This window comes from Haladaptatus litoreus, from assembly GCF_900156425.1.
GTDB classification, from domain to species: Archaea; Halobacteriota; Halobacteria; order Halobacteriales; family Haladaptataceae; genus Haladaptatus; species Haladaptatus litoreus.
In genome coordinates, this window is the sequence record NZ_FTNO01000001.1 from 1,956,239 (window position 1) to 1,974,556 (window position 18,318).

At 59.3% G+C, this 18,318-nt stretch carries 18 protein-coding genes; 7 read left to right on the plus strand and 11 right to left on the minus strand.

Annotated features, from left to right (window positions below):
- The first annotated feature begins 4 nt into the window (after positions 1-4).
- The 3 genes from radB (at position 5) to BW974_RS10370 (ending at position 3,602) form a co-directional block, all read left to right on the plus strand.
- Complete coding sequence (gene radB, locus BW974_RS10360) at positions 5-703, plus strand: DNA repair and recombination protein RadB (RefSeq protein WP_076430040.1); 699 nt, start codon at positions 5-7, stop codon at positions 701-703.
- A 200-nt stretch (positions 704-903) separates the two neighbouring features.
- Entirely contained in the window at positions 904-2,655 is a 1,752-nt protein-coding gene (gene arcS / locus BW974_RS10365; RefSeq protein ID WP_076430041.1) for an archaeosine synthase subunit alpha, read from the plus strand.
- Positions 2,656-2,798: 143 nt separating this feature from the next.
- Complete coding sequence (locus BW974_RS10370; RefSeq protein ID WP_076430042.1) at positions 2,799-3,602, plus strand: GNAT family N-acetyltransferase; 804 nt, start codon at positions 2,799-2,801, stop codon at positions 3,600-3,602.
- 968 nt (positions 3,603-4,570) lie between these two features.
- Here the strand turns inward: BW974_RS10370 and BW974_RS25595 are convergent.
- The 4 genes from BW974_RS25595 to BW974_RS10385 all read right to left on the minus strand — a co-directional run bounded on the left by BW974_RS25595 (position 4,571) and on the right by BW974_RS10385 (position 6,449).
- Positions 4,571-4,717, minus strand: a complete 147-nt coding sequence (locus BW974_RS25595; RefSeq protein WP_175609662.1) for a hypothetical protein — start codon at positions 4,715-4,717, stop codon at positions 4,571-4,573.
- The gene (locus BW974_RS26955; RefSeq protein WP_281247672.1) at positions 4,714-4,836 is read right to left on the minus strand and encodes a hypothetical protein; all 123 of its coding nucleotides are present in this window, start codon (positions 4,834-4,836) and stop codon (positions 4,714-4,716) included. The genes BW974_RS25595 and BW974_RS26955 overlap by 4 nt, the downstream gene beginning before the upstream one ends.
- Positions 4,837-4,933: 97 nt before the next feature.
- Positions 4,934-6,004, minus strand: a complete 1,071-nt coding sequence (locus BW974_RS10380) for an archaeosine biosynthesis radical SAM protein RaSEA (protein ID WP_076430044.1) — start codon at positions 6,002-6,004, stop codon at positions 4,934-4,936.
- 16 nt (positions 6,005-6,020) lie between these two features.
- Complete coding sequence (locus tag BW974_RS10385; protein WP_076430045.1) at positions 6,021-6,449, minus strand: VanZ family protein; 429 nt, start codon at positions 6,447-6,449, stop codon at positions 6,021-6,023.
- A gap of 304 nt (positions 6,450-6,753) precedes the next feature.
- Between BW974_RS10385 and BW974_RS10390 the strand changes: the two genes are divergently transcribed.
- From BW974_RS10390 to BW974_RS10405, 4 genes are all read left to right on the plus strand, one after another.
- Positions 6,754-7,971 (plus strand): outer membrane protein assembly factor BamB family protein, encoded by a 1,218-nt coding sequence (locus tag BW974_RS10390; RefSeq protein ID WP_076430046.1) that lies wholly within the window; start codon positions 6,754-6,756, stop codon positions 7,969-7,971.
- Between the two features lie 296 nt (positions 7,972-8,267).
- Positions 8,268-10,523 carry an outer membrane protein assembly factor BamB family protein gene (locus BW974_RS10395; protein ID WP_076430047.1) on the plus strand — a complete coding sequence of 752 codons (2,256 nt, stop codon included), beginning with the start codon at positions 8,268-8,270 and terminating at the stop codon, positions 10,521-10,523.
- 138 nt (positions 10,524-10,661) lie between these two features.
- The gene (locus BW974_RS10400) at positions 10,662-12,593 is read left to right on the plus strand and encodes an aldehyde ferredoxin oxidoreductase family protein (RefSeq protein ID WP_076430048.1); all 1,932 of its coding nucleotides are present in this window, start codon (positions 10,662-10,664) and stop codon (positions 12,591-12,593) included.
- Between the two features lie 860 nt (positions 12,594-13,453).
- Positions 13,454-14,668: a trans-sulfuration enzyme family protein gene (locus BW974_RS10405; protein WP_076430341.1), complete on the plus strand. Its 1,215-nt coding sequence runs from the start codon at positions 13,454-13,456 to the stop codon at positions 14,666-14,668.
- Positions 14,669-15,036: 368 nt separating this feature from the next.
- Here BW974_RS10405 and BW974_RS10410 read toward each other — a convergent pair whose 3' ends face one another.
- The 7 genes from BW974_RS10410 to BW974_RS10440 all read right to left on the minus strand — a co-directional run bounded on the left by BW974_RS10410 (position 15,037) and on the right by BW974_RS10440 (position 18,251).
- Complete coding sequence (locus BW974_RS10410) at positions 15,037-15,411, minus strand: DUF8048 family protein (protein WP_076430049.1); 375 nt, start codon at positions 15,409-15,411, stop codon at positions 15,037-15,039.
- A 16-nt stretch (positions 15,412-15,427) separates the two neighbouring features.
- Entirely contained in the window at positions 15,428-15,682 is a 255-nt protein-coding gene (locus BW974_RS10415) for a MoaD-like domain-containing protein (RefSeq protein WP_076430050.1), read from the minus strand.
- Positions 15,683-15,952, minus strand: a complete 270-nt coding sequence (locus tag BW974_RS10420; RefSeq protein WP_076430051.1) for a ubiquitin-like small modifier protein 1 — start codon at positions 15,950-15,952, stop codon at positions 15,683-15,685. It abuts the gene before it with no gap.
- Between the two features lie 59 nt (positions 15,953-16,011).
- The gene (locus BW974_RS10425; RefSeq protein WP_076430052.1) at positions 16,012-16,488 is read right to left on the minus strand and encodes a hypothetical protein; all 477 of its coding nucleotides are present in this window, start codon (positions 16,486-16,488) and stop codon (positions 16,012-16,014) included.
- Entirely contained in the window at positions 16,485-16,865 is a 381-nt protein-coding gene (locus BW974_RS10430) for a DUF7971 family protein (RefSeq protein ID WP_076430053.1), read from the minus strand. Before BW974_RS10430 ends, BW974_RS10425 begins: the two co-directional genes overlap by 4 nt.
- Before the next feature lie 64 nt (positions 16,866-16,929).
- Positions 16,930-17,889: an aldo/keto reductase gene (locus BW974_RS10435; protein ID WP_076430054.1), complete on the minus strand. Its 960-nt coding sequence runs from the start codon at positions 17,887-17,889 to the stop codon at positions 16,930-16,932.
- A gap of 86 nt (positions 17,890-17,975) precedes the next feature.
- A complete protein-coding gene (locus tag BW974_RS10440) occupies positions 17,976-18,251 on the minus strand; it encodes a DUF8028 family protein (protein ID WP_076430055.1) in 276 nt (91 codons plus the stop codon).
- Between the last annotated feature and the right edge of the window lie 67 nt (positions 18,252-18,318).

Sequence of the window (18,318 nt, forward strand, 5' to 3'; positions counted from 1 at the left end):
GCATGTGACCGACGCCGAGAAACTGACGACCGGGTGTCCGCCCGTAGATGACCTACTCGGAGGGGGACTCGAACGGGGAACCGTGACGCAGGTGTACGGGCCGCCCGCGGCAGGAAAGACGAACGTCGCGCTTGGAACCGCAGTCGAAACCGCGCGGGACGGCGGCACCGTCGTCTACATCGACACCGAGGGCCTCTCAGTCGAGCGATTCGAGCAAGTCGCCGAGGCGAGGGTGAGCGACGTGGACGAAGTCGCGTCCCGAATCATCATCAAGGAAGCCCTCGATTTCGCGGAGCAGGAGGCCGCAGTCAAGGATGTGAGCGAGTTCGCCGACCGCGCCGACCTCGTCGTCCTCGACAGCGCGACCGGATTTTATCGCCTCGAACGGAGCGAGGACACGAAAGGTGGGGAAGCGCTCAGAAGCGTCGCCCGGCAAGTGACCCATCTGCTTTCGCTGGCGCGAAAGCACGACCTCGGGGTTCTCCTGACGAATCAGGTGTACACCGACCCGGATTCGGACGGCACCCGACCACTCGGCGGGCACACGCTAGAACACTGGACTGGCGTCGTCCTCCGGGTAGACCGCTTCCGCGGTGGCAACCGCCGGGCAACCCTCGAAAAGCACCGGTCGAAACCCGCCGGGGAACGCGCCCAGTTCCGTATCACGGACTCCGGATTGGAAGGCACGGAAGAGACGGTTTGAGGGAGAATTTAAGGATTCATTTTTCGGTTCGGAATTGCTGTGACCGTCGTCCATGTTCTTGAGCGAAGGGTGGTACTCAATCACCGGGCGGGCGAGTGCGGCGCACTCGCCCGCCGAGTTCGCAACGATACCCCAATTTTCCATTTCGAAACTCACGGAGTTACGCAAGATAGTTGAATCCGCTCCCCCGAAACACGGGTATGACCGACTATTTCGAGGTTCACGACCGGGATGGGGCGGCCCGAATTGGGGAACTCCGCCTTTCCGAATCCGTGACCACGCCGGAACTCGCTGGCGACGTCGTCTCCGACGCGGGAAGTCTCTGGTTCAAAGAGCGCGAGATGCCCGAGGGCGACGAATCGCAGTTGACCGTTCTACCCCACCGGGCATTTCCGCGCGGCACCGACGAGGAAGTGATGGAGTCCTTCGCGGTGGACTACCCAGACGTTGACTTTCCGAGCGCCGCCGTAATCGCACCCGAGACGGCGGAGGATTTCGGCACCGACGCCTACGTCCTCTCGGGCGCACAGGGCGTCGTCGGCCACGGCGCAGGGTTCAAGGACGCAATCATCGAAACGCGCGAGGCGATTCCGTCCGATAGCGCGCTGTTTCTGTCGGGTGTCGCCACGCCGAAAAACGTCGCTACGCTCGTTTATTCGGGGGTTGACCTCGTGGACGCAGACCGCGCCGTGGTCAAGGGAACCCAAGGAAAGTACCTGACGACGGAAGGCGAATATCATCTGGAAGACCTCCGGGAACTTCCCTGTTCCTGTCCGGCCTGCCAGCGTCCGGTGGACGAGTTCACCCGCGAGGACTGCGTTGACCACAACGTGAACGCGCTCCAAGCCGAGTTGGCGGTCGTCCGACAGCGAATCCGTGCGGGCCGACTTCGGGATTACATCGAGGGCCAAACCCGCCACGAGCAGTGGCTTACCGCCGCGTTCCGCGAGTTCGACCAACAGTGGAGTTACGTGGAAGAACGAACCCCGGTTCTCCGAAACACGGAACTCGCCGCCGCGACATCCGACTCCCTGCGCAGGGTCGAGATTCAGCGGTTCGCCAACCGCGTGACGACGCGTTATCAGGGTCGATTCGACAATCCGTTGGTACTGCTCCCTTGCTCGGCAAAGAAGCCCTACAGCGAATCCCAAAGCCACGGCCAATATCACGACGCGATTCAGTTCCGCGCGCACAAAGTCTCGATGACGAGTCCCATCGGCGTCGTGCCGCAGGAACTCGAACTGACCTACCCCGCCCAGCATTACGATTCCGTCGTCACGGGTCGCTGGAGCGAGGATGAAAAACAGTTCGTGGCCGAAGTTCTGCGTCGTTATCTGGAGCGAAACGAGTATCCCCGCGTCATCGCGCACGTTCCGGAGGAAGGTTACCGCGACGTCTGCCAGCGAGTCGAAGACGCCCTCGATATGGAGTTCGAGTACACCGTCGAAGGGCATCCGACGAATACCGAATCGCTCGCCAACCTCGCCAGTACGCTCTCGGGCGAACTGAAGTACGGCAAGCGAGAACGCCAGCACAACACGGTTCGCGGTATCGCGGATTACCAGTTCGGCGACGGTGCGGGCGACGAACTCTTCTCGTCCATCAACATCGAGAGCAGGTACCCGAAACTCCGGGTTCACGACGACGACGGCGAGCAGTTGGCCGCGATGGTTCCACAGTACGGAACACTCTCGTTCACCCTCGCCGGGGCGCACCAGTGGGTCGAAAGCGACGTGCCGGAAAAACGGGTCGAAATCGACGCCTTCGCACCGCACGGAAGCGTCCTCGCGCCGGGAATCGTGGACGCAGACGACGACATTCGGGTCGGCGACGAAGTGGTCATCGAAGGGCCAAAGGCGTTCGCCATCGGTCGCGCCGAGATGTCCGGGCCGGAGATGGTAGAATCGACGCGTGGCGTCTCGGCGGACGTGCGCCACGTCGAGGAAAAGTAAGGACACCGGTGAAATACGGACACCACTGAACTACGGACAACGACGAAATTACCCACCCGATAAATTCGAAATCCGAAGTCGCTCTGCCGTGGGGCGAAATTAGGCGATAAATAATAACCTTCTCCGCGTTGGTACACACCAGTATGGGAGTACCCGCCACCATCGAGTTCGACGACGCGATTCAACAGCGCATCTACGACGAAGTCGAACGCAACGGCTCCGTCTCCGTCGAGGAAGTCCGCGACCAAGTCAGAATCGACTCACCGTCCGGGTCGAAACCAGCGCGCTCCGGAACCGCGGAACCGAAAGTTCGGATTCCGCCGGAGGAGTTCCAGCAGTACGTCTCCGCGCTGTTGGACGCGGGCCACCTCATCGAAGAGGAAGGCGAACTACACCTCGCACTGGACAACGACGTGGAGGAGTACGAAGAAGACGGCCTCTCGTACCGAATCCGACAAGCCCACCAGTTCGACCGCCGGGGCATCGAAACCGCGATTCGTGAAGTCGCCGACGAGGGCGCGTCGATTTCCGCGGAGCGAGTCGCCGCCGACATCGACGACGAGGGTGCCCTGCTCCGCAACAACGACCGTCGTTCGCGGATGTTCTACGTGGCAACCGTGAGCGGTAGCGAGAACGAGGGGGAAGTCATCGGATGGGTTCACTTGGACGCGCCGGAACTCGACAAACTGCGCCACACCGCCGAACTGACCGTGGGCGTCCGCGGCCCGTACCGCAAACACGGCATCGGAAGCCGACTGCTGGAACGCGCGATGGCGTGGGCGAACGACGCCGGATACCAGAAAGTTTACCAGAGTCTTCCCGAGACGAACGAGACGGCAATCGACCTCCTCGAAGATTTCAGTTGGGAAACTGAAGCCGTTCGAAACGACCACTATCTCGTCGGCGACGAGTTCGTTGACGAAGTGATGATGGCTCGAAAGCTCTAACGGGAGGGTTTTCGGGTGTTTGGTTTCTCTGAACTCACTGCGCCATTATATTGACAATTTACGAAATCGTGCTGAATACGGGCGTGTATCGGTTGCGAACCGAGGCAGAATTTGTTTGACCTGGAAGACGTAGCTCACAGATCGATATTTCTCAAACATCTCGATATGCGCCGTATCTGAGTACCGGAGAGGTTTTATAGCGATAGCAGAAACAGAGAGAAGACGGCACGGTCAGTCAGCTACCTTTCAACTCACGTGGTTTCCACGTGTAGTTACCGCTGGCTGGCCTACCCCGTCACTCTAACAACGACGAGCGACTGCTATTTCATAGCCAGAAGACACCGAACCGAGAGCGTGAGGTTCGCACATATATCTGAAATTTCGTGATTGATGAGCAGGATGAATACACTCTCACTCTTCAGCACACCATATTTGTTAAATTCCAATAAGTTTAACAGCGCCATTTCTTTGTACCCTTTCCGCGAAACCGATTTCTGGGACGTGCTGACCGGAGGTTTTGGGTGGAAATTCAATTTACTGAAATCGGTGGAAGAGTCGGTTACTAACACGAGTCGCAGGCCACGCCTGCGAAAGACGGCGTCTTTCGCGGCCGAGAAAATCTTCGATTTCCCCCGGCCCAACCACGGGGCGGGCAGGCCAGTGGTCTGCCCGCCCAAACCAAACTTGGCCTGCCGGTTTTGAATGCAAGTTCATTGTTCCGAAGGCTGTGGCCAGTTCGTCCAGTTACTTGGCGGATTTGGCTGTTTCAAAATCGCTCCGCGATTTTGAAGCTTGGAAAAGCTTGTCTCTTCCGGTGGGAACGAGCGGCCGTGGGAAGAACGAGTGGCGAAACCACGAGTGACTGACCGCGTTCGGGCGTGACGTGGATTCGACAACTGCAAACACGGTAGTCGCATCCTTTGCCATTGCTCACAACTAGAAATTATCACCTCTCGAAACCCCTTTTGTCACTCGCTTCCGCGTCGTCCACGAAGTAGCGACCACATCGCATTCAACAACAAGCCGCCGAGAAACAGCAGGAGAAGCGGCCAGAGGATGACAGGGCCAGCAACCGCAACCGGCGCGACGACTGCCAGTTTCCCTGCGACAGTCATCGACGCACCTCTGTCGGCGCGTCGATGGCAATCCACTGGTCCGCACGCTCCGGATTCCGAATCTCGACCCACCCATTCGGACAGAGTATCGTCTCGCACTGCCCCCATGCGTTCGTCATCGCTCGGGACGGTCGTCCGTGTCCATTCACCCTACCCGTCCGATTGCCGGATACGTCCTTAGTTATCCGCGCCGTAGCCGAAATAAGACCGGCCTGACTACCGCGCCAGTGGGAGACTATAGCTCTTCTCACGCTCCATGACGGCTTCCCACGTGTGTTCGCACTCGCAGGTCACTTCGTCGAACACGGAGGGGTCTTGCCGGAGGTCGAAATCCTTGATTGCCTTCTGAGCGAGGTCGTCGCAGTCGCCGCAGTTGTGCGCGCCGCGGTCGGAGCCGTGGCCGACAGGGTCGGAAATGACGATTGCAGGTGCGTCGGCCGTGTCCTGTAGCACTTCACAAACGCTCCAGAGCCACGGCGGTCGGTAGCCGTTTCGGAAGTAGAGGTCGTCTACCATGGTGTATCGCTGAACGTTCGTCGGGTTCATCGACACCGTGTGGGCGTACTCGGCGCACTTCCGAATCGACTCCTTCATGTCCTGCACCGCGTCGGCCTCCGACAGGAACGGCGGTTTCATCAGCAGATAGGCCTTGATGCCCGCACCGACCGATTCGGCGTGTTCGCTGGCCTCGATGAACTGCTCGAAGTCGAAGTACTTGTTCACGCAGTCCTTGCGAACGCGGTCGTTCGCCGTCTCCAGCCCGATTGCCACGTCGGTTTCCAGACCGATGCCAGTGAAGTCCTCCAACTTCTCCTGCTCTACGAAATCCGGTAGGCTCTCGACGACGATTCGGTCGCGGTCGGAAAACGTCTCCGCAATTGCTCGTCGGGTTTCGGCACCGACTTCGCGCTCGTCCAAAAACGACCCGGAGGTGTAGATTTTGATGAGGCCGCTCTTCTCGTCCGCATTCTCGCGCTCGTGGGCGAGACAGACCTCGATTTGGTCCATCAGGGCTTCGTGGCCGACGCTTCCGCCTTCGACCGATTCGGCGACGTAGCCGCACATCGTACAGCCACCGGCCCGCGCCCAGCGACAGCCACCAGTGTTGAGGATAATCGTGAGGCTTTTGTAGACGCCGTCAGGCGTATTGTCCTCGTCCAACCACACACGCGTCGGTTCGTGTGGGTCGTAATGCTTCTCCTTTTTCGCGCGAATATCGCGCATCACGGAGTTGTGGGCGTCCATCCCCTTGCCCCGTTCGTAGCTCTCGGGAGTCGGCGTACTCATTGTTCGGAACAAGCGGTTACGCGCGTAAATCGCCTTCGTCTCGTCCGGCGACGAGCCACCAGAGTCCAACGCCAATCGTCGCCCCAAACGCGTTCGCAGTTGCGTCCCCGATTCCGCCGTGGCGAACCGGAACGAACGTCTGAGCGATTTCCATCAGGAGTCCGAAGCCGGTCGCCCCCGCGATGGCCACCAGCGCGATTGCAATCGCGCTGGTGGCTTTATCAGCCTCCTTGGTCCCACTCGACAGCGCGACCGCGAGTAACACGCTGAAAACGCCGTAGCCAATCCCGTGATACCATTTGTCCATTCCGACCACTCCGAGCGGGCCGAAGGAGGAAACGCCAGCGTCGGGAGTCGAGAACACGGAAAAGTAGCAGATACCGACCGCGAAGGCGAGGACGGCGGCCCAGTTTCGCATGGTCGGTTTATCGAGGGAGAGGGACATTCGTTCGCCAAATTGTTGCAGGTGGCGTAAAGGGCGACGGTTGCCGATTGTCTGACAGTGGTATGTCCAGTATCACGAAGCTTGCTGACCGGATATAATTCTATGAAATACAGTACAGAATCTACTCATTAAATAATTTATTATCCGACATATAGAGGACCGAAATCCATCTTTAGGGTTGCTATAGCGATATTGGTCGCTTGGACGTGATGTGGTCTTTCTGACCTATGAAATCACGAAAAACGGCTAAAAAGAATATTATGAAACGGATAGTGAATATAACTGTGTCACATTTTCTATCCGCATGTCGAAGAATACACGCAGAACGTTCCTCAAGACGGTCGGACTGACAGTCGGTGGCGTCGGTGTCGCTGGTGCAAGCGCACGCCAGACTGACAAGTTCGCCGAGAGTGACGAGTCTCACCACTGCGACGACGCGACCACGTCCGACGTGAATTGGCGGTTCGGACCGCACTCGCCGTTCCGACATACGCCAGCGGTCGGCGAGAAGACCGTGTACGCACGAGAAGACGGCGAATACCTGTACGCTATCGACCGAGAGACGGGAACTGAACGGTGGCGGTTCGAGGTCACTGGCGACGACGATCCAGCGGGCACCGTCGGGCCAGTCCTTTGCGACGGGACGGTCTACGTGGCAGGAAATTCGGGCGACGACACGCGACTGTACGCCGTTGACGCGGCGACCGGCGAGGAACGCTGGTCGTTCTTCGTGTCCGGCGGCGTCCGCACGACACCAACCGTCGAGGACGGAACGCTCTACTTTGCGTCGTTCACCCACAGCACGACGTACGCCCTCGACACGGACACTGGCGACGTGCAGTGGACGTTCACAGGCGACTGCGACCCGCTCGGTCATCCACGGGACGACGTGTTGGTCACCGCCGGAAACGCCTACGTGGTTGACGGGAACAATCTCTGGGCACTCGACGCCGACGACGGTGGCGTCGAGTGGGCGCTCCGTCCCAACGAGTTCAGCCTCTATGCACTCGCAGTGACGGACGACACCGTCTATGTCGGTCTCAGCGACGGGTCGTCGTGCGTAGCGGACGGCAACCTCGTCGCACTCGACGCCGCCAGCGGCACCGAACGGTGGTCTACCGACGTGTCCGGCCTCTCGACGGCGGACGAAATCGAAGTCGGTGGCGGTCGCGTCTACGTCGTCTCTTACGTCCACGACCCGACCCGTCTCGTCGCGCTCAATGGGGACGACGGTACCGAACACTGGTCGTTCGAAGTGGACGAAACCGGCGTGGCGAACACAACGGAACAGGGAGTCATCGAACACTCTCACACGGTCTACGACGGCAACGTCTACTTCAGTGCGAATCGGAGCGTGTACCAGTTGGATGGCGACGACGGGAGCGTCAGTGCCCGTTGGGACGCGGAGTACCCGATAATCGAGGCTCCTGCAGTGACCGAAGATGCCGTCTACGCTGACAGTGCCTTCGACGACAGAACGAATCGGTACGGCTACGTCTACTCGTTCGACCGCGACGAGTAATTCCCACCCAACTATTCTATTTTATCGGATAACTAATTGAGTCTGCGTCGAACAGAATCGTGTCAACTCGTTCAAAGCGAATTTCGATTCGGAAAATTAGTCAGTGTAAATTGATTTTCTGAATGGATGAAAACGGATACGTCCACAAAAGTCACACCTGCCGGTAGTTAGACACAATTTGGTTCAAAATTCCGCCCTTCAATTGTTAGTTGTATGACCAATGAAACCAGTGAAAATAAGCGAAAACGAATTAGAAACCTGATAGCAAATACCGTCCCCTCACATTGCATAGTCGCATGTTCGAGGATACACGACGAACGTTCCTGAAGACGGTCGGTCTCGCCGTCGGTGGCGCGAGCGTCGCAGGTGCATCTGGAGCACTTGATAGCACGCACGTAACCGCATCCGACAACCCCTCCACACTCGCCGGACAGGACTGGTCTACGTTCCTGTACGACGCCGCGAATACGAGCAACCCGCCGGGAGACGGCGTTCCCGAACCACCATTGGGGTGGAGCGAACGGTTGAGCGAGGAGGATATTTCGAACCCTGCTGTCGTTGACGACGTTGCCTACGTTGCTGACGCAACTGCGACAACCATTGCGTTCGACATTGAGACACGCGAAGTACTCTGGCGAGCGACTCCCGATGCAGATGGTGAGCTGTACTCCTATGGTTCTCCGCCAACGGTCGCAGATGGAACGGTGTTGACGACGGCTGAAGGAATGGTTTTCGCGCAAGATGCGGAAGACGGAAGCAACCTGTGGCAGTTCGAGGCTGACTCACAACGTACTCCTTCGGTCACTGTCGTCGATGGTACTGTATACGCGACAGCACATCGAACCGGAACAAAATGCTACGCGCTCAACCTCGCAGATGGGTCTGTTCGCTGGGAGTTCAAACCGAACGAGCCGCGGGCAAACGTTCCGGCGGTCGCCGACGGAGTCGCGTATTTCCGTGGAAGAAACGCAGTCTACGCCCTCGATGCCGAAGATGGCACCGAACTGTGGCGGATAGACGGACTCTCCAGATCCGGTGGTTCCCCAGCAGTCGCAGACGGGAGTATTTTCATCGTGAACGATACGGAACTCCACGCCTACTCGACCGACGACGGAAACGAACAGTGGACTGTCGAAGTCGATGAGAGCAGTTTAGACAGGGGGAGTACGCCTGCCGTCGCCGACGGCAAGGTTTACGTCGCCGGTTCCGGACGCTCGGGGTCGATATACGTGTACGATGCGGACGATGGAAGCAAGGTTTGGAGCTCGTGGGAAACCCTCGCAAATACCGCGACACTCACGATTGCAGGTGGAAATATCTATACGGGTGGCGACCCCGTCCGCGTTTTCGACGCATCCTCGGGCGATGCTCAGTGGCAGTACTACCCTCGTGGTACTGTCGAATTCGCGCCGACCGTCGTCAACGAAACCGTCTACGCTGGGGACAACAACGGCTACCTCTACGCTTTTTCGGCGACAAACGAGCGAACGAACTGGCGGTTCGTTACAGACGAAACTGTCGAATCGGCACCGACGGTCGGTGACGACACGTTATACGTTGTGGATGAAAGCGGGAGCCTCTACGCCATCGACCCCGAAAGCGGAGAAGAAACGTGGCAAATCGATGGTTCGTACGATGAACAGACCTACGTAGACGGAACCGTCTACGCGTACAGCCGGGACGGCCGGGAACGTCACATCGTCGCGGTGGACGGCGAGAATGGAAACATCGAGTGGAAAACCGCAGTCAACGGAAACGTCGGCGACTACGAAGTTGCCGATGGAACCATCTACGTCTCACAGCAGTATGCGCCCGAGGGAACGCTGTTGTACGCGCTGAACGCGGAGACGGGTGACATCGAGTGGACGTTCGGTAGCGACCATTCGACCGGCGATAGGGGCACTTCCGTCGCCGTCTCGAACGGAATCGCGTACCTCGGGGAAACTGAAAACCTCTGGGCACTCGGCGCGAGCGACGGCTGTGTCGAGTGGCAGGTTTCCGAAGGCAGATTCACGCGGGACTCAAGGGTCGTCGTGTCCGATGGCATCGTCTACGCAACCGAGCGATACTTCACACAGAACCGCGACAAATCAGCCGAGATTTTCGCCTTCGACGCCGGTGACGGAACGACGCTGTGGTCGAAGAAAATCCCGGATACGACGGATGTGAACGGGCTTACTGTCGCGGACGGTTCCCTCTATGCCTCGGTCATCGATGACTCGGGCGAACTCGGTGAAAAACCGCCTCGTCTCGTCGCGCTGGAGGCGGAAACCGGAGACGAGCGATGGACGATTTCCCCGACTTCGCACTTGCGAGTTTCCGAGGCAGTCGTCTACGACGACACTATCTACATCGGCAGCAACCGACGCGTGAACGCCTACTCGACGGACGACGGAACCAAACTCGACCACTGGGAAGTGATGGGAACCGTGCGGGCCAAACCGGCAATCACGGACGACGCTATCTACGCCAGCGCCGCGACGTTCATCTACCCACCGTACAGTGAACGAGCGGAAAGCGGCCACGTGTACTCGTTCCGTCGCGACGACTGAACCCGTCGACTCCTCCGACTTTTTTGTCTGACTTCCGTTTTCGGCATCGTCGTTCTCCAATGGCGTAACCAAAACCAGTTACATCTTTGTGGCAACCGCTAACACGATAGCGACCTAATATAAACGTTGGAGCTTACCATGACCGATTTAGGCGGTTTTCACGACCACGTCGCTCGCGTCGACCTCTCGGACGGTTCGGTGAACTACGAGAGCGTCGATGACGACGACGCGAGGAAATATATCGGGGCGCGGGGCCTCGGCGTAAAGTACGTGTTCGACCAAGGGGCGGACGTTGACCCGCTCGGTCCGGACAACCTCTTGGCGTTCATGAACGGTCCCCTCACCGGGACGCAAGTCACGATGAGCGGGCGAATCGCTGTCTGTACCAAGTCGCCGCTGACCAACACCGTGACGGATTCGCACCACGGCGGGTGGTCGGGCGCACGGCTGAAATGGGCCGGATTCGACGGTCTATTGTTCGAAGGCAAATCCGACGACCCGGTTATCGCGGTTGTCGAGGATGGCGAAGTCGAACTCCGCGACGCCTCGCACCTCTGGGGCAAGGGCGTTCACGAAACCCGTGACACCTTGGAAGAAGAAATCGACGGTGCCTACGGCAAGAACCTCTCGATGATGGCAATCGGACAAGCGGGCGAAAACGAAGTTCGATACGCCTGCATCATCAACGAGGACGACCGGGCGTCCGGCCGTGGTGGGACTGGTGCCGTAATGGGGTCGAAGGGACTCAAAGCAATCGTCATCAAATCCACGACGAAGATGCAGAAGCCCGCCGACCAAGAGACGTTCCAGCAGGGCCACAAGCAGGCGATGCAGGCCATTCAGGAATCCGACGTGACGGCTCCGAACGAGGGCGGTCTGTCGCTATACGGCACGAACGTCTTGATGAATGTCACCAACGAGATGGACGGCCTACCGACCCGGAACGCACAGCACACGAGCACCAGCAGCGAGGCGAAGGCGGGACACTCACAGCCCGAAATCGACGCGGAAAACGTCTCTGGCGAGAACGTCCGCGAGAACATCCTCGTAGACGAACCGACTTGTCACTCCTGCCCAGTTGCCTGCAAAAAGGAAGTCGAAGTGCAGGTTCACCATAAGGGCGGCGACATGAACGTCCGGATGGAGTCCTACGAGTACGAATCGGCGTGGGCGCTCGGCCCGAACTCGATGACCGACGACCGGGACAAGGTCGCGCTGATGATAGACCGCTGTAACGACGTTGCCCTCGACACCATCGAAATGGGCAACACCATGGCGATGGCGATGGAAGCCACCGAGGAAGGCAGATTGGACGAGGGACTCGAATGGGGCGACGTGGACACGATGGTCGATATGATAGACCGTGTGGCCCACCGCGAGGACGAACTGGCCGACCTGCTCGCGGAGGGCGCGGCCCGCGCTGCCACCGAACTCGGCGACGAGGAGATGGCGCTGGACGTGAAAGGCCAGACGATGGCCGCCTACGACCCGCGAGCCATGAAGGGCATGGCAATCGGCTACGCGACCAGCAACCGCGGTGCCTGTCACCTGCGCGGCTACACCCCCGCCGCGGAACTCCTCGGCATTCCGGAGAAGGTTGACCCGGCAGACTGGGAAGGCAAGGGCGAACTCTGTGCCACCTTCCAAGACATGCACGCCATCAGCGACTCCTTCGACATCTGCAAGTTCAACGCCTTTGCGGAGGGTGTCGAGGAGTACGTCCTCCAGTACAACGGCATGACCGGCCTCGACGTATCCGAGGACGAACTGATGGAAGCGGGCGAGCGAATTTACAACCTCGAACGCTATTACAACAACCTCGTCGGCTTCGACGGCGACGACGACAGCCTCCCCGTGCGGTTCGTAGAGGGCCACCCCGACGCTATCCCCGGAGAGGGCGGTTCGGAAGGCCAGCTCGCCGAACTGGACGAGATGAAAGAAGAATACTACCACGTTCGCGGCTGGGAAGACGGCGTGGTTCCGGACGAGAAACTGGACGACCTCGGCATCGACATCGGACCGGGAACCGGCGTGAGTTCCGGCGGTGCCGCGGCATCGGGCGACGACTAAGCCGAACGATCGGAATTTCGTATTTTTGAATCTGCTCGTTAGCTACTGTTGATTTCGACCGAACCACAACTTGGCGAGAACTGTCCGTGTTCTGTGCTTCCATCGTTTTGCTGTTCGCAAATCACGACTCCACATAGCCGCTCCCGCACCGCCCCCGCAGACCACACCCTCCCCAACCGATTCCCTCGTCACTTCGTTCCTCAATCATCCCTCGCGCGACTTCAGCACACGCCCTCGAATGACCGTTATCCTCGGGCGCTCTGCCAGCGCGCGCCATATGTGGAATTTGGATTTTCGTGAACTGACACAAACACTTTGGCGCGTGCGTCGGCAGGCCTGCGGGCGTCCCGAAGGCCTGCCGAGTATCACGCGAGGTCTTCGTGAGCGACGCAGGAGTGAGCGAACGGCTCGGCAGAGCTCGTCTCTGGCGGTGGATGAGCGACTGAAAGGAGCGAGTCAGGTGGGGAGGCGTGTGGCCGGTGCGGTCTCATTGGAGTCGGCTACCGAAATCATCTCGTAGAAACACTGAAAGTCGAGAACCGAACAAAGCCCTCGTGTTCAAAGCCGATTCGAAAATATCGCCAAATATAGTTCTAATTCGTATGATATTTGTCACCGCCAGTGTAGAACTAGTTTTATTCCAACCCCCCCCTTCATCCACGTTCGGCCGCCGCTGACCGCGCGCGAGCAAAATTGCTCCCAATACCCACCGCTTTTACCCTGAGTTTAGCCGAAACATCTTCGAAATATTTCATCAGAATGTTCCACAATAATTTCCCGAAGACTACCATTCTTTGAGCGCATGGCAACGCCTGTCGCATCGAAAGCTTCTAACTATGGTTATCGAACGTGAAGGTGGCATGACTGACCGCCCCGGCGACACAGACAAATTCGAAACGATGGCCGTGACCCACGCGGAGCAACCATCTCACGACGACCGAGCGGGCGACGTGACGATGCCGATTCACCTCGCTTCGACCTACGAGGTCGGCGGCATCGACCCCGATATTTCCCTCGAAGATTTGGACCCAGACGAAAACCAATATCTCTACTCGCGACTTTCGAACCCAACCAGACACGCACTCGAAAAGCGACTCGCGGCGCTCGAAGGCGGCGACTACGGCATGGCCTTCGCCTCCGGAACCTCCGCAATCGTGGCCACTATCACCGCCTCCGTCTCGCCCGGCGACCACATCGTCGCGTTCGACGACCTCTATGGCGGAACCCAGACGATGCTCAAGGAACTGTTCCGCGAGCGATTGGACGTGGCCGTGGATTTCGTTGACGCTCGGGACACCGACGCCGTTTCGGACGCCGTGCGCGACGACACCGCCCTCATCTGGATGGAGACGCCGACGAACCCGCTCCTCCGCCTCTGTGACATCGAGGCAATCGCCTCCGTCGCGGAATCGGTCGGCGCGACTCTCGGCGTGGACAACACCTTCCTATCGCCCTACTTCCAACAACCGCTCGAACTCGGTGCGGACGTGGTCATCCACAGCACGACGAAGTATCTGAACGGCCACAGCGACTCCATCGGCGGCGTGGCGGTCACTAGCGACGAGGAACTGGCGAACGAAATCGGGTTCCTCCAGCAGGTCGGCATGGGCAACATGCTCGCGCCGTTCGACGCCTTCCTGACCCTTCGGGGTCTGAAGACGCTCCCGCTCAGGATGCGCCAGCACGAAACCAACGCCGCCGAAATCGCGGCCTATCTGGACGAACACGAAGGGGTTTCGGAAGTGTACTACCCCGGCCTCGAATCCCACCCCCAGTACGACCTCGCGAAGCGCCAGATGGACGGCGGGGGCGGCGTCGTCTCCTTCGAACTCGACGGGGAACTGGAGGACGTAGAGCGATTCGTGGCCGAACTCGACCACTTCGCGCTGGCGGTCAGTCTCGGCGGCGTGGAGTCCCTCATCGAACATCCCGCGAGCATGACCCACTCGCCGCTCACGCCCGAAGAGCGCGAGGAAATCGGGATTTCTGATTCCCTCCTGCGGGTCTCGGTTGGTGTGGAACATCCCCGCGATTTGCTCGCCGACTTGGAATCCGCCTTCGAGAGTTTGGAGTAGGGAGCTGTTGAAAACGACCGTCTTGTATTTTGAGTACTGCTTTTCGCGTGCTGTGCCTCGACTACTGTTTTCGAGTCTGTGGTGTGCTGCACGAATCACAACAAACCCTTCGGCGCGTGATAGTTGACAGGCCTGAGAGCGTCTCGAAGGCCTGTCAACTATCACGCGAGGGATGAGTATCGCAGGGAGTGAAGCGACCGAGAAACGCAGTCGGTTGGGGAGGAATGTGGTCGGGTGCAGTGGCGGTGCGGTTGCGGTTTCATTGGTGTCGGGATTTGTTGACTCAATTACTACCAAACCCAGAAAACACATCAAGAGTTAAACAACCGGAGCACACCACCCGCCAAAAACACAACCCTACTCACACGCTACTCGCAGGTTCCAATCACGACGGCGTCCCGAATCTCAAGCGCGCTATCGAACTCCGACCGGCGTCGTTCGCGCCGCCCGATTCGGTACAGTTGTTGTTCGTGTGCGCGCCGAATCCCATCCCACTCTCGTCGCCCAAACCCAAGCCGATTGCCGACGGTTTCCCAGTGACCCTCCTCGACGAGAAAGACGCGTTCCTCGGGTGTTTCGTGGATGCACTCGTACCGCTGTCGGTACTCGTCAATCCGCCCGCTGAGGTCGGCCTGCGTCTCGGCGAGCAGTTCGGAGAGGCGTTCGAGCGGGACGCTGGCCTTCGCGCCCGCCATCAGCACGATTTGTCCTTCGATGGGATGGGTCGGTTCGTCGTCGGTCATTGCATCTCCTAATGCGTCATCCTCCCGCACGCATCGCCTTCTGCGAGAAATCGTCCACGAGCGAATCGAGGGTTTCCTCGTCGCCTTCGAACACGACCGTGATTTCGGTTAGTTCGACGGTCGGCCCGATGCTGACCTTCTCCGAAGAAAGCGAGGCCTGCCAGTCGTCGCCCGACACGTCGCCGTCCTCCCCCACCTCGCCGCCGAGGTTTTCGAGGTAGACGCGCGCGAGTCGTTCGTTGATGCCCCGGAAGGATTTCTCGCGTCGCATCTATCCTCCTGCGACCGGCGGGAAGATACTGAGCCTGTCGCCCTCCGCGAGCGCGGTTTCTGTGCCGTCGAGGTGAACAACGTCCTTTCCGTTTTTCATGATAGAGACGTGCGGTCGCAACTCTCCGTCCTCGAACACGTCGATTCCGTACTCCTTAGAGAGGGATTCCAATACCTCGCCAACGTTCGACCCGGACGAGAACTCCCGTTCGAGTTCCTTCTGTCCGACGTCTTCGCGGAAATTCGCAAAGAATCGGAGCGTAAGTTCCATACGCGAAAATAGCCCGCTGTGATTATAAACGCTCAGACTGCGGAACGCTTTCGACGTGTTCAGTTCGCTCCGAACGCCCCGCCGACGATTCCGGCGAACAGGAGGAAAACGACGATTCCCGCGAGCACGGGCGAACCGGCGATTAGCCCGAATCCCTCCTCGGGTGCGCCGACCAGCATTCGGCTGAACTCGGCCACTGCCCGGTCTGCGCCGACGAGGACGACCGCCGACGCGCCGAGCACGACGAGTGAGGCTCCCGCCGAAAACACGCCGTGAAGTCCGCCGCGTTCCCAGTCGGTTCCGGCGTAGCGTCCGGCCATGTAGCTCCCGAACGGGAACACAATCGTGCTGGCAAGTGCGGCCAGACGAACGAAAGATGCCGACGTTTCGAGGAGCAACAGCAGGGCCGGGACGAGATGGGCACCGAGCGTGACGACCATTCCGACCGCAATCGCGCCGCTGTCGATGCGGGAGGTTTCCGACTGCTGACTTTTCGCCCGTCGAACGCGGGACAGCGGCGGGTCGTCGCCGCTCATCTCCCGAATCGAATGCCGTCGTTGACGATGCGGGCGTTTCGCTCCCGGTCGATGTGCGTGGAGAGGTCGTCGTTGTCGTACAACTGCTGGACGAGCGCGGCGTGGAGGTCGCGCCACGCCATCGCGTAGATGGGCGATTGGCCCCACGCGCGCAGTTCGGCGACGAAATCGTCGTACTGCTCCCAGCGGGTTTCGAACCGCTCGACAACGTCAACCGCAGCACTGGCAACGTCCTCGTCCGACTCTTCCTCGGCGAGTCTATTCAGCCGTGCCTCCCATCCCGCGACGGCTTCTTGCATGTCGCGCGCCGCGCTGTCGCCGTCTTCGGGAAGTGAGTCGATGATAGCCTCCGGAACCACGAGTGAAATTTCGTCCATGCAGGAGGTTGTTCGCAATCCGTCAAAAACGCTTGGCTCGGCGGTGGAAGTTCGAGACCGTCGTTTACTTCGCGTCGGCCAGTCGTTCGAACTGCTCGTCGGTAAGCGAAACGTCGGTTGCGGCGAGGTTCTCTTCCAACTGCTCGACTGTCCGTGCCCCGACAATCGGTGCCGTCACCGCGTCGTGGTTCAGCAACCACGCGAGGCTGACCTTTGCAGGAGTCGTTCCGACTTCCTCCGCGACGGCTTCGACTTCTTCAAGCACGTCGAAGTTCTCTTCGGTCAGGTAGGAATCGCGGAACTGCTGGTCGCTCGCGCCGCGAGTTCCCTTCGGCGGTTTTTCGTCTCGCGAGTATTTGCCCGTCAGGAAGCCACCCGCGAGCGGCGACCACGGGATGAGTCCGATGTCGTAGTCCTCGCACATCGGCAGGTAGTTCGACTCGATTTCGCGGTTGACGAGGTTGTATCGCGGTTGGGCGAGGCGGAACGGTTCGTACTCCATCTCGTTCGCCTTCACGACTTTCCACGCGTTCGGTTCGAGCGTCGAGGTGCCGATGTAGTTCACCTTTCCGTCTCGGACGAAGCCGTCGAGCGTGCGCATGAACTCCTCTGCGGGCGTTTCGTCGTCCCAGCGGTGGATGTAGAGCAGGTCGAGATAGTCGGTTCCGAGACGGTCGAGAATGAGGTTCATCTGCCTGCGCAGATGTTTACGCGAAAGACCGCCTCCGTTCGGGTCGTCTTTCCGGGTCGGCCAGTAGATTTTGGACGCGATAACGAAATCCTCGCGGTCGCGGTCTGCGAGCCAGTTACCGATGTATCGCTCACTCTCGCCGTCGCCGTACATGTCGGCAGTGTCGATGAAGTTGCCGCCAGCGTCGGCGTAAGCGGAAAGGAGTTCGTGGGCGCGCTTCTCGCCGATTTCGACTTTGCCTTCGTCGTTTTCCCGGCCGAACCGCCACGTTCCGAACGCGATTTGGCTTACCTTCGTGCCGGTACTGCCGAGCGACACTGTTTCGAGTCCCATGTGTACTCGTTTTCGAGGAAGAGGTTAAATCGACCGAAGAGGGGGCGAAAATAGACAGAGAGTGAAAAAGTATCGAAGTAGAGCGACTACTCCTGTCCGTAGGAATGTCCGGCGAAGAGGGCGACGACGTGACAGGCGAGCAGGGAGAGGAAAACCGTGATTTCTGCGCCAGCGAGACCGTCCATCAGGAGTGGAACGTAGAGAAACGGCAGTGCGACTGCCGACCAGAAACTGACGAACTGGAGCGGTGTCGTCAGCGTGTGTTCTCGATACTTTGCGTGGAGCGCAGTGAGTTTCTCGCGTCCAACAGCGGTGCGACTGATACCGTCGCCGTCGTTTTCGAATGAGGTAGTTCCCGACATTGTAGCACACCCGTGCCCGACTAAGTCGTAGACAGGGACGACCTTATACCGTAGAGAGCGTTAGGAT

Coding starts and splice junctions, on each gene's coding strand:
- arcS (WP_076430041.1), top strand. CDS start 904: ATGACCGACTATTTCGAGGTTCACGACCGGGATGGGGCGGCCCGAATT.
- BW974_RS10370 (WP_076430042.1), top strand. CDS start 2,799: ATGGGAGTACCCGCCACCATCGAGTTCGACGACGCGATTCAACAGCGC.
- BW974_RS25595 (WP_175609662.1), bottom strand. CDS start 4,717: ATGACTGTCGCAGGGAAACTGGCAGTCGTCGCGCCGGTTGCGGTTGCT.
- BW974_RS26955 (WP_281247672.1), bottom strand. CDS start 4,836: ATGACGAACGCATGGGGGCAGTGCGAGACGATACTCTGTCCGAATGGG.
- BW974_RS10380 (WP_076430044.1), bottom strand. CDS start 6,004: ATGAGTACGCCGACTCCCGAGAGCTACGAACGGGGCAAGGGGATGGAC.
- BW974_RS10385 (WP_076430045.1), bottom strand. CDS start 6,449: ATGTCCCTCTCCCTCGATAAACCGACCATGCGAAACTGGGCCGCCGTC.
- BW974_RS10390 (WP_076430046.1), top strand. CDS start 6,754: ATGTCGAAGAATACACGCAGAACGTTCCTCAAGACGGTCGGACTGACA.
- BW974_RS10395 (WP_076430047.1), top strand. CDS start 8,268: ATGTTCGAGGATACACGACGAACGTTCCTGAAGACGGTCGGTCTCGCC.
- BW974_RS10400 (WP_076430048.1), top strand. CDS start 10,662: ATGACCGATTTAGGCGGTTTTCACGACCACGTCGCTCGCGTCGACCTC.
- BW974_RS10405 (WP_076430341.1), top strand. CDS start 13,454: ATGACTGACCGCCCCGGCGACACAGACAAATTCGAAACGATGGCCGTG.
- BW974_RS10410 (WP_076430049.1), bottom strand. CDS start 15,411: ATGACCGACGACGAACCGACCCATCCCATCGAAGGACAAATCGTGCTG.
- BW974_RS10415 (WP_076430050.1), bottom strand. CDS start 15,682: ATGCGACGCGAGAAATCCTTCCGGGGCATCAACGAACGACTCGCGCGC.
- BW974_RS10420 (WP_076430051.1), bottom strand. CDS start 15,952: ATGGAACTTACGCTCCGATTCTTTGCGAATTTCCGCGAAGACGTCGGA.
- BW974_RS10425 (WP_076430052.1), bottom strand. CDS start 16,488: ATGAGCGGCGACGACCCGCCGCTGTCCCGCGTTCGACGGGCGAAAAGT.
- BW974_RS10430 (WP_076430053.1), bottom strand. CDS start 16,865: ATGGACGAAATTTCACTCGTGGTTCCGGAGGCTATCATCGACTCACTT.
- BW974_RS10435 (WP_076430054.1), bottom strand. CDS start 17,889: ATGGGACTCGAAACAGTGTCGCTCGGCAGTACCGGCACGAAGGTAAGC.
- BW974_RS10440 (WP_076430055.1), bottom strand. CDS start 18,251: ATGTCGGGAACTACCTCATTCGAAAACGACGGCGACGGTATCAGTCGC.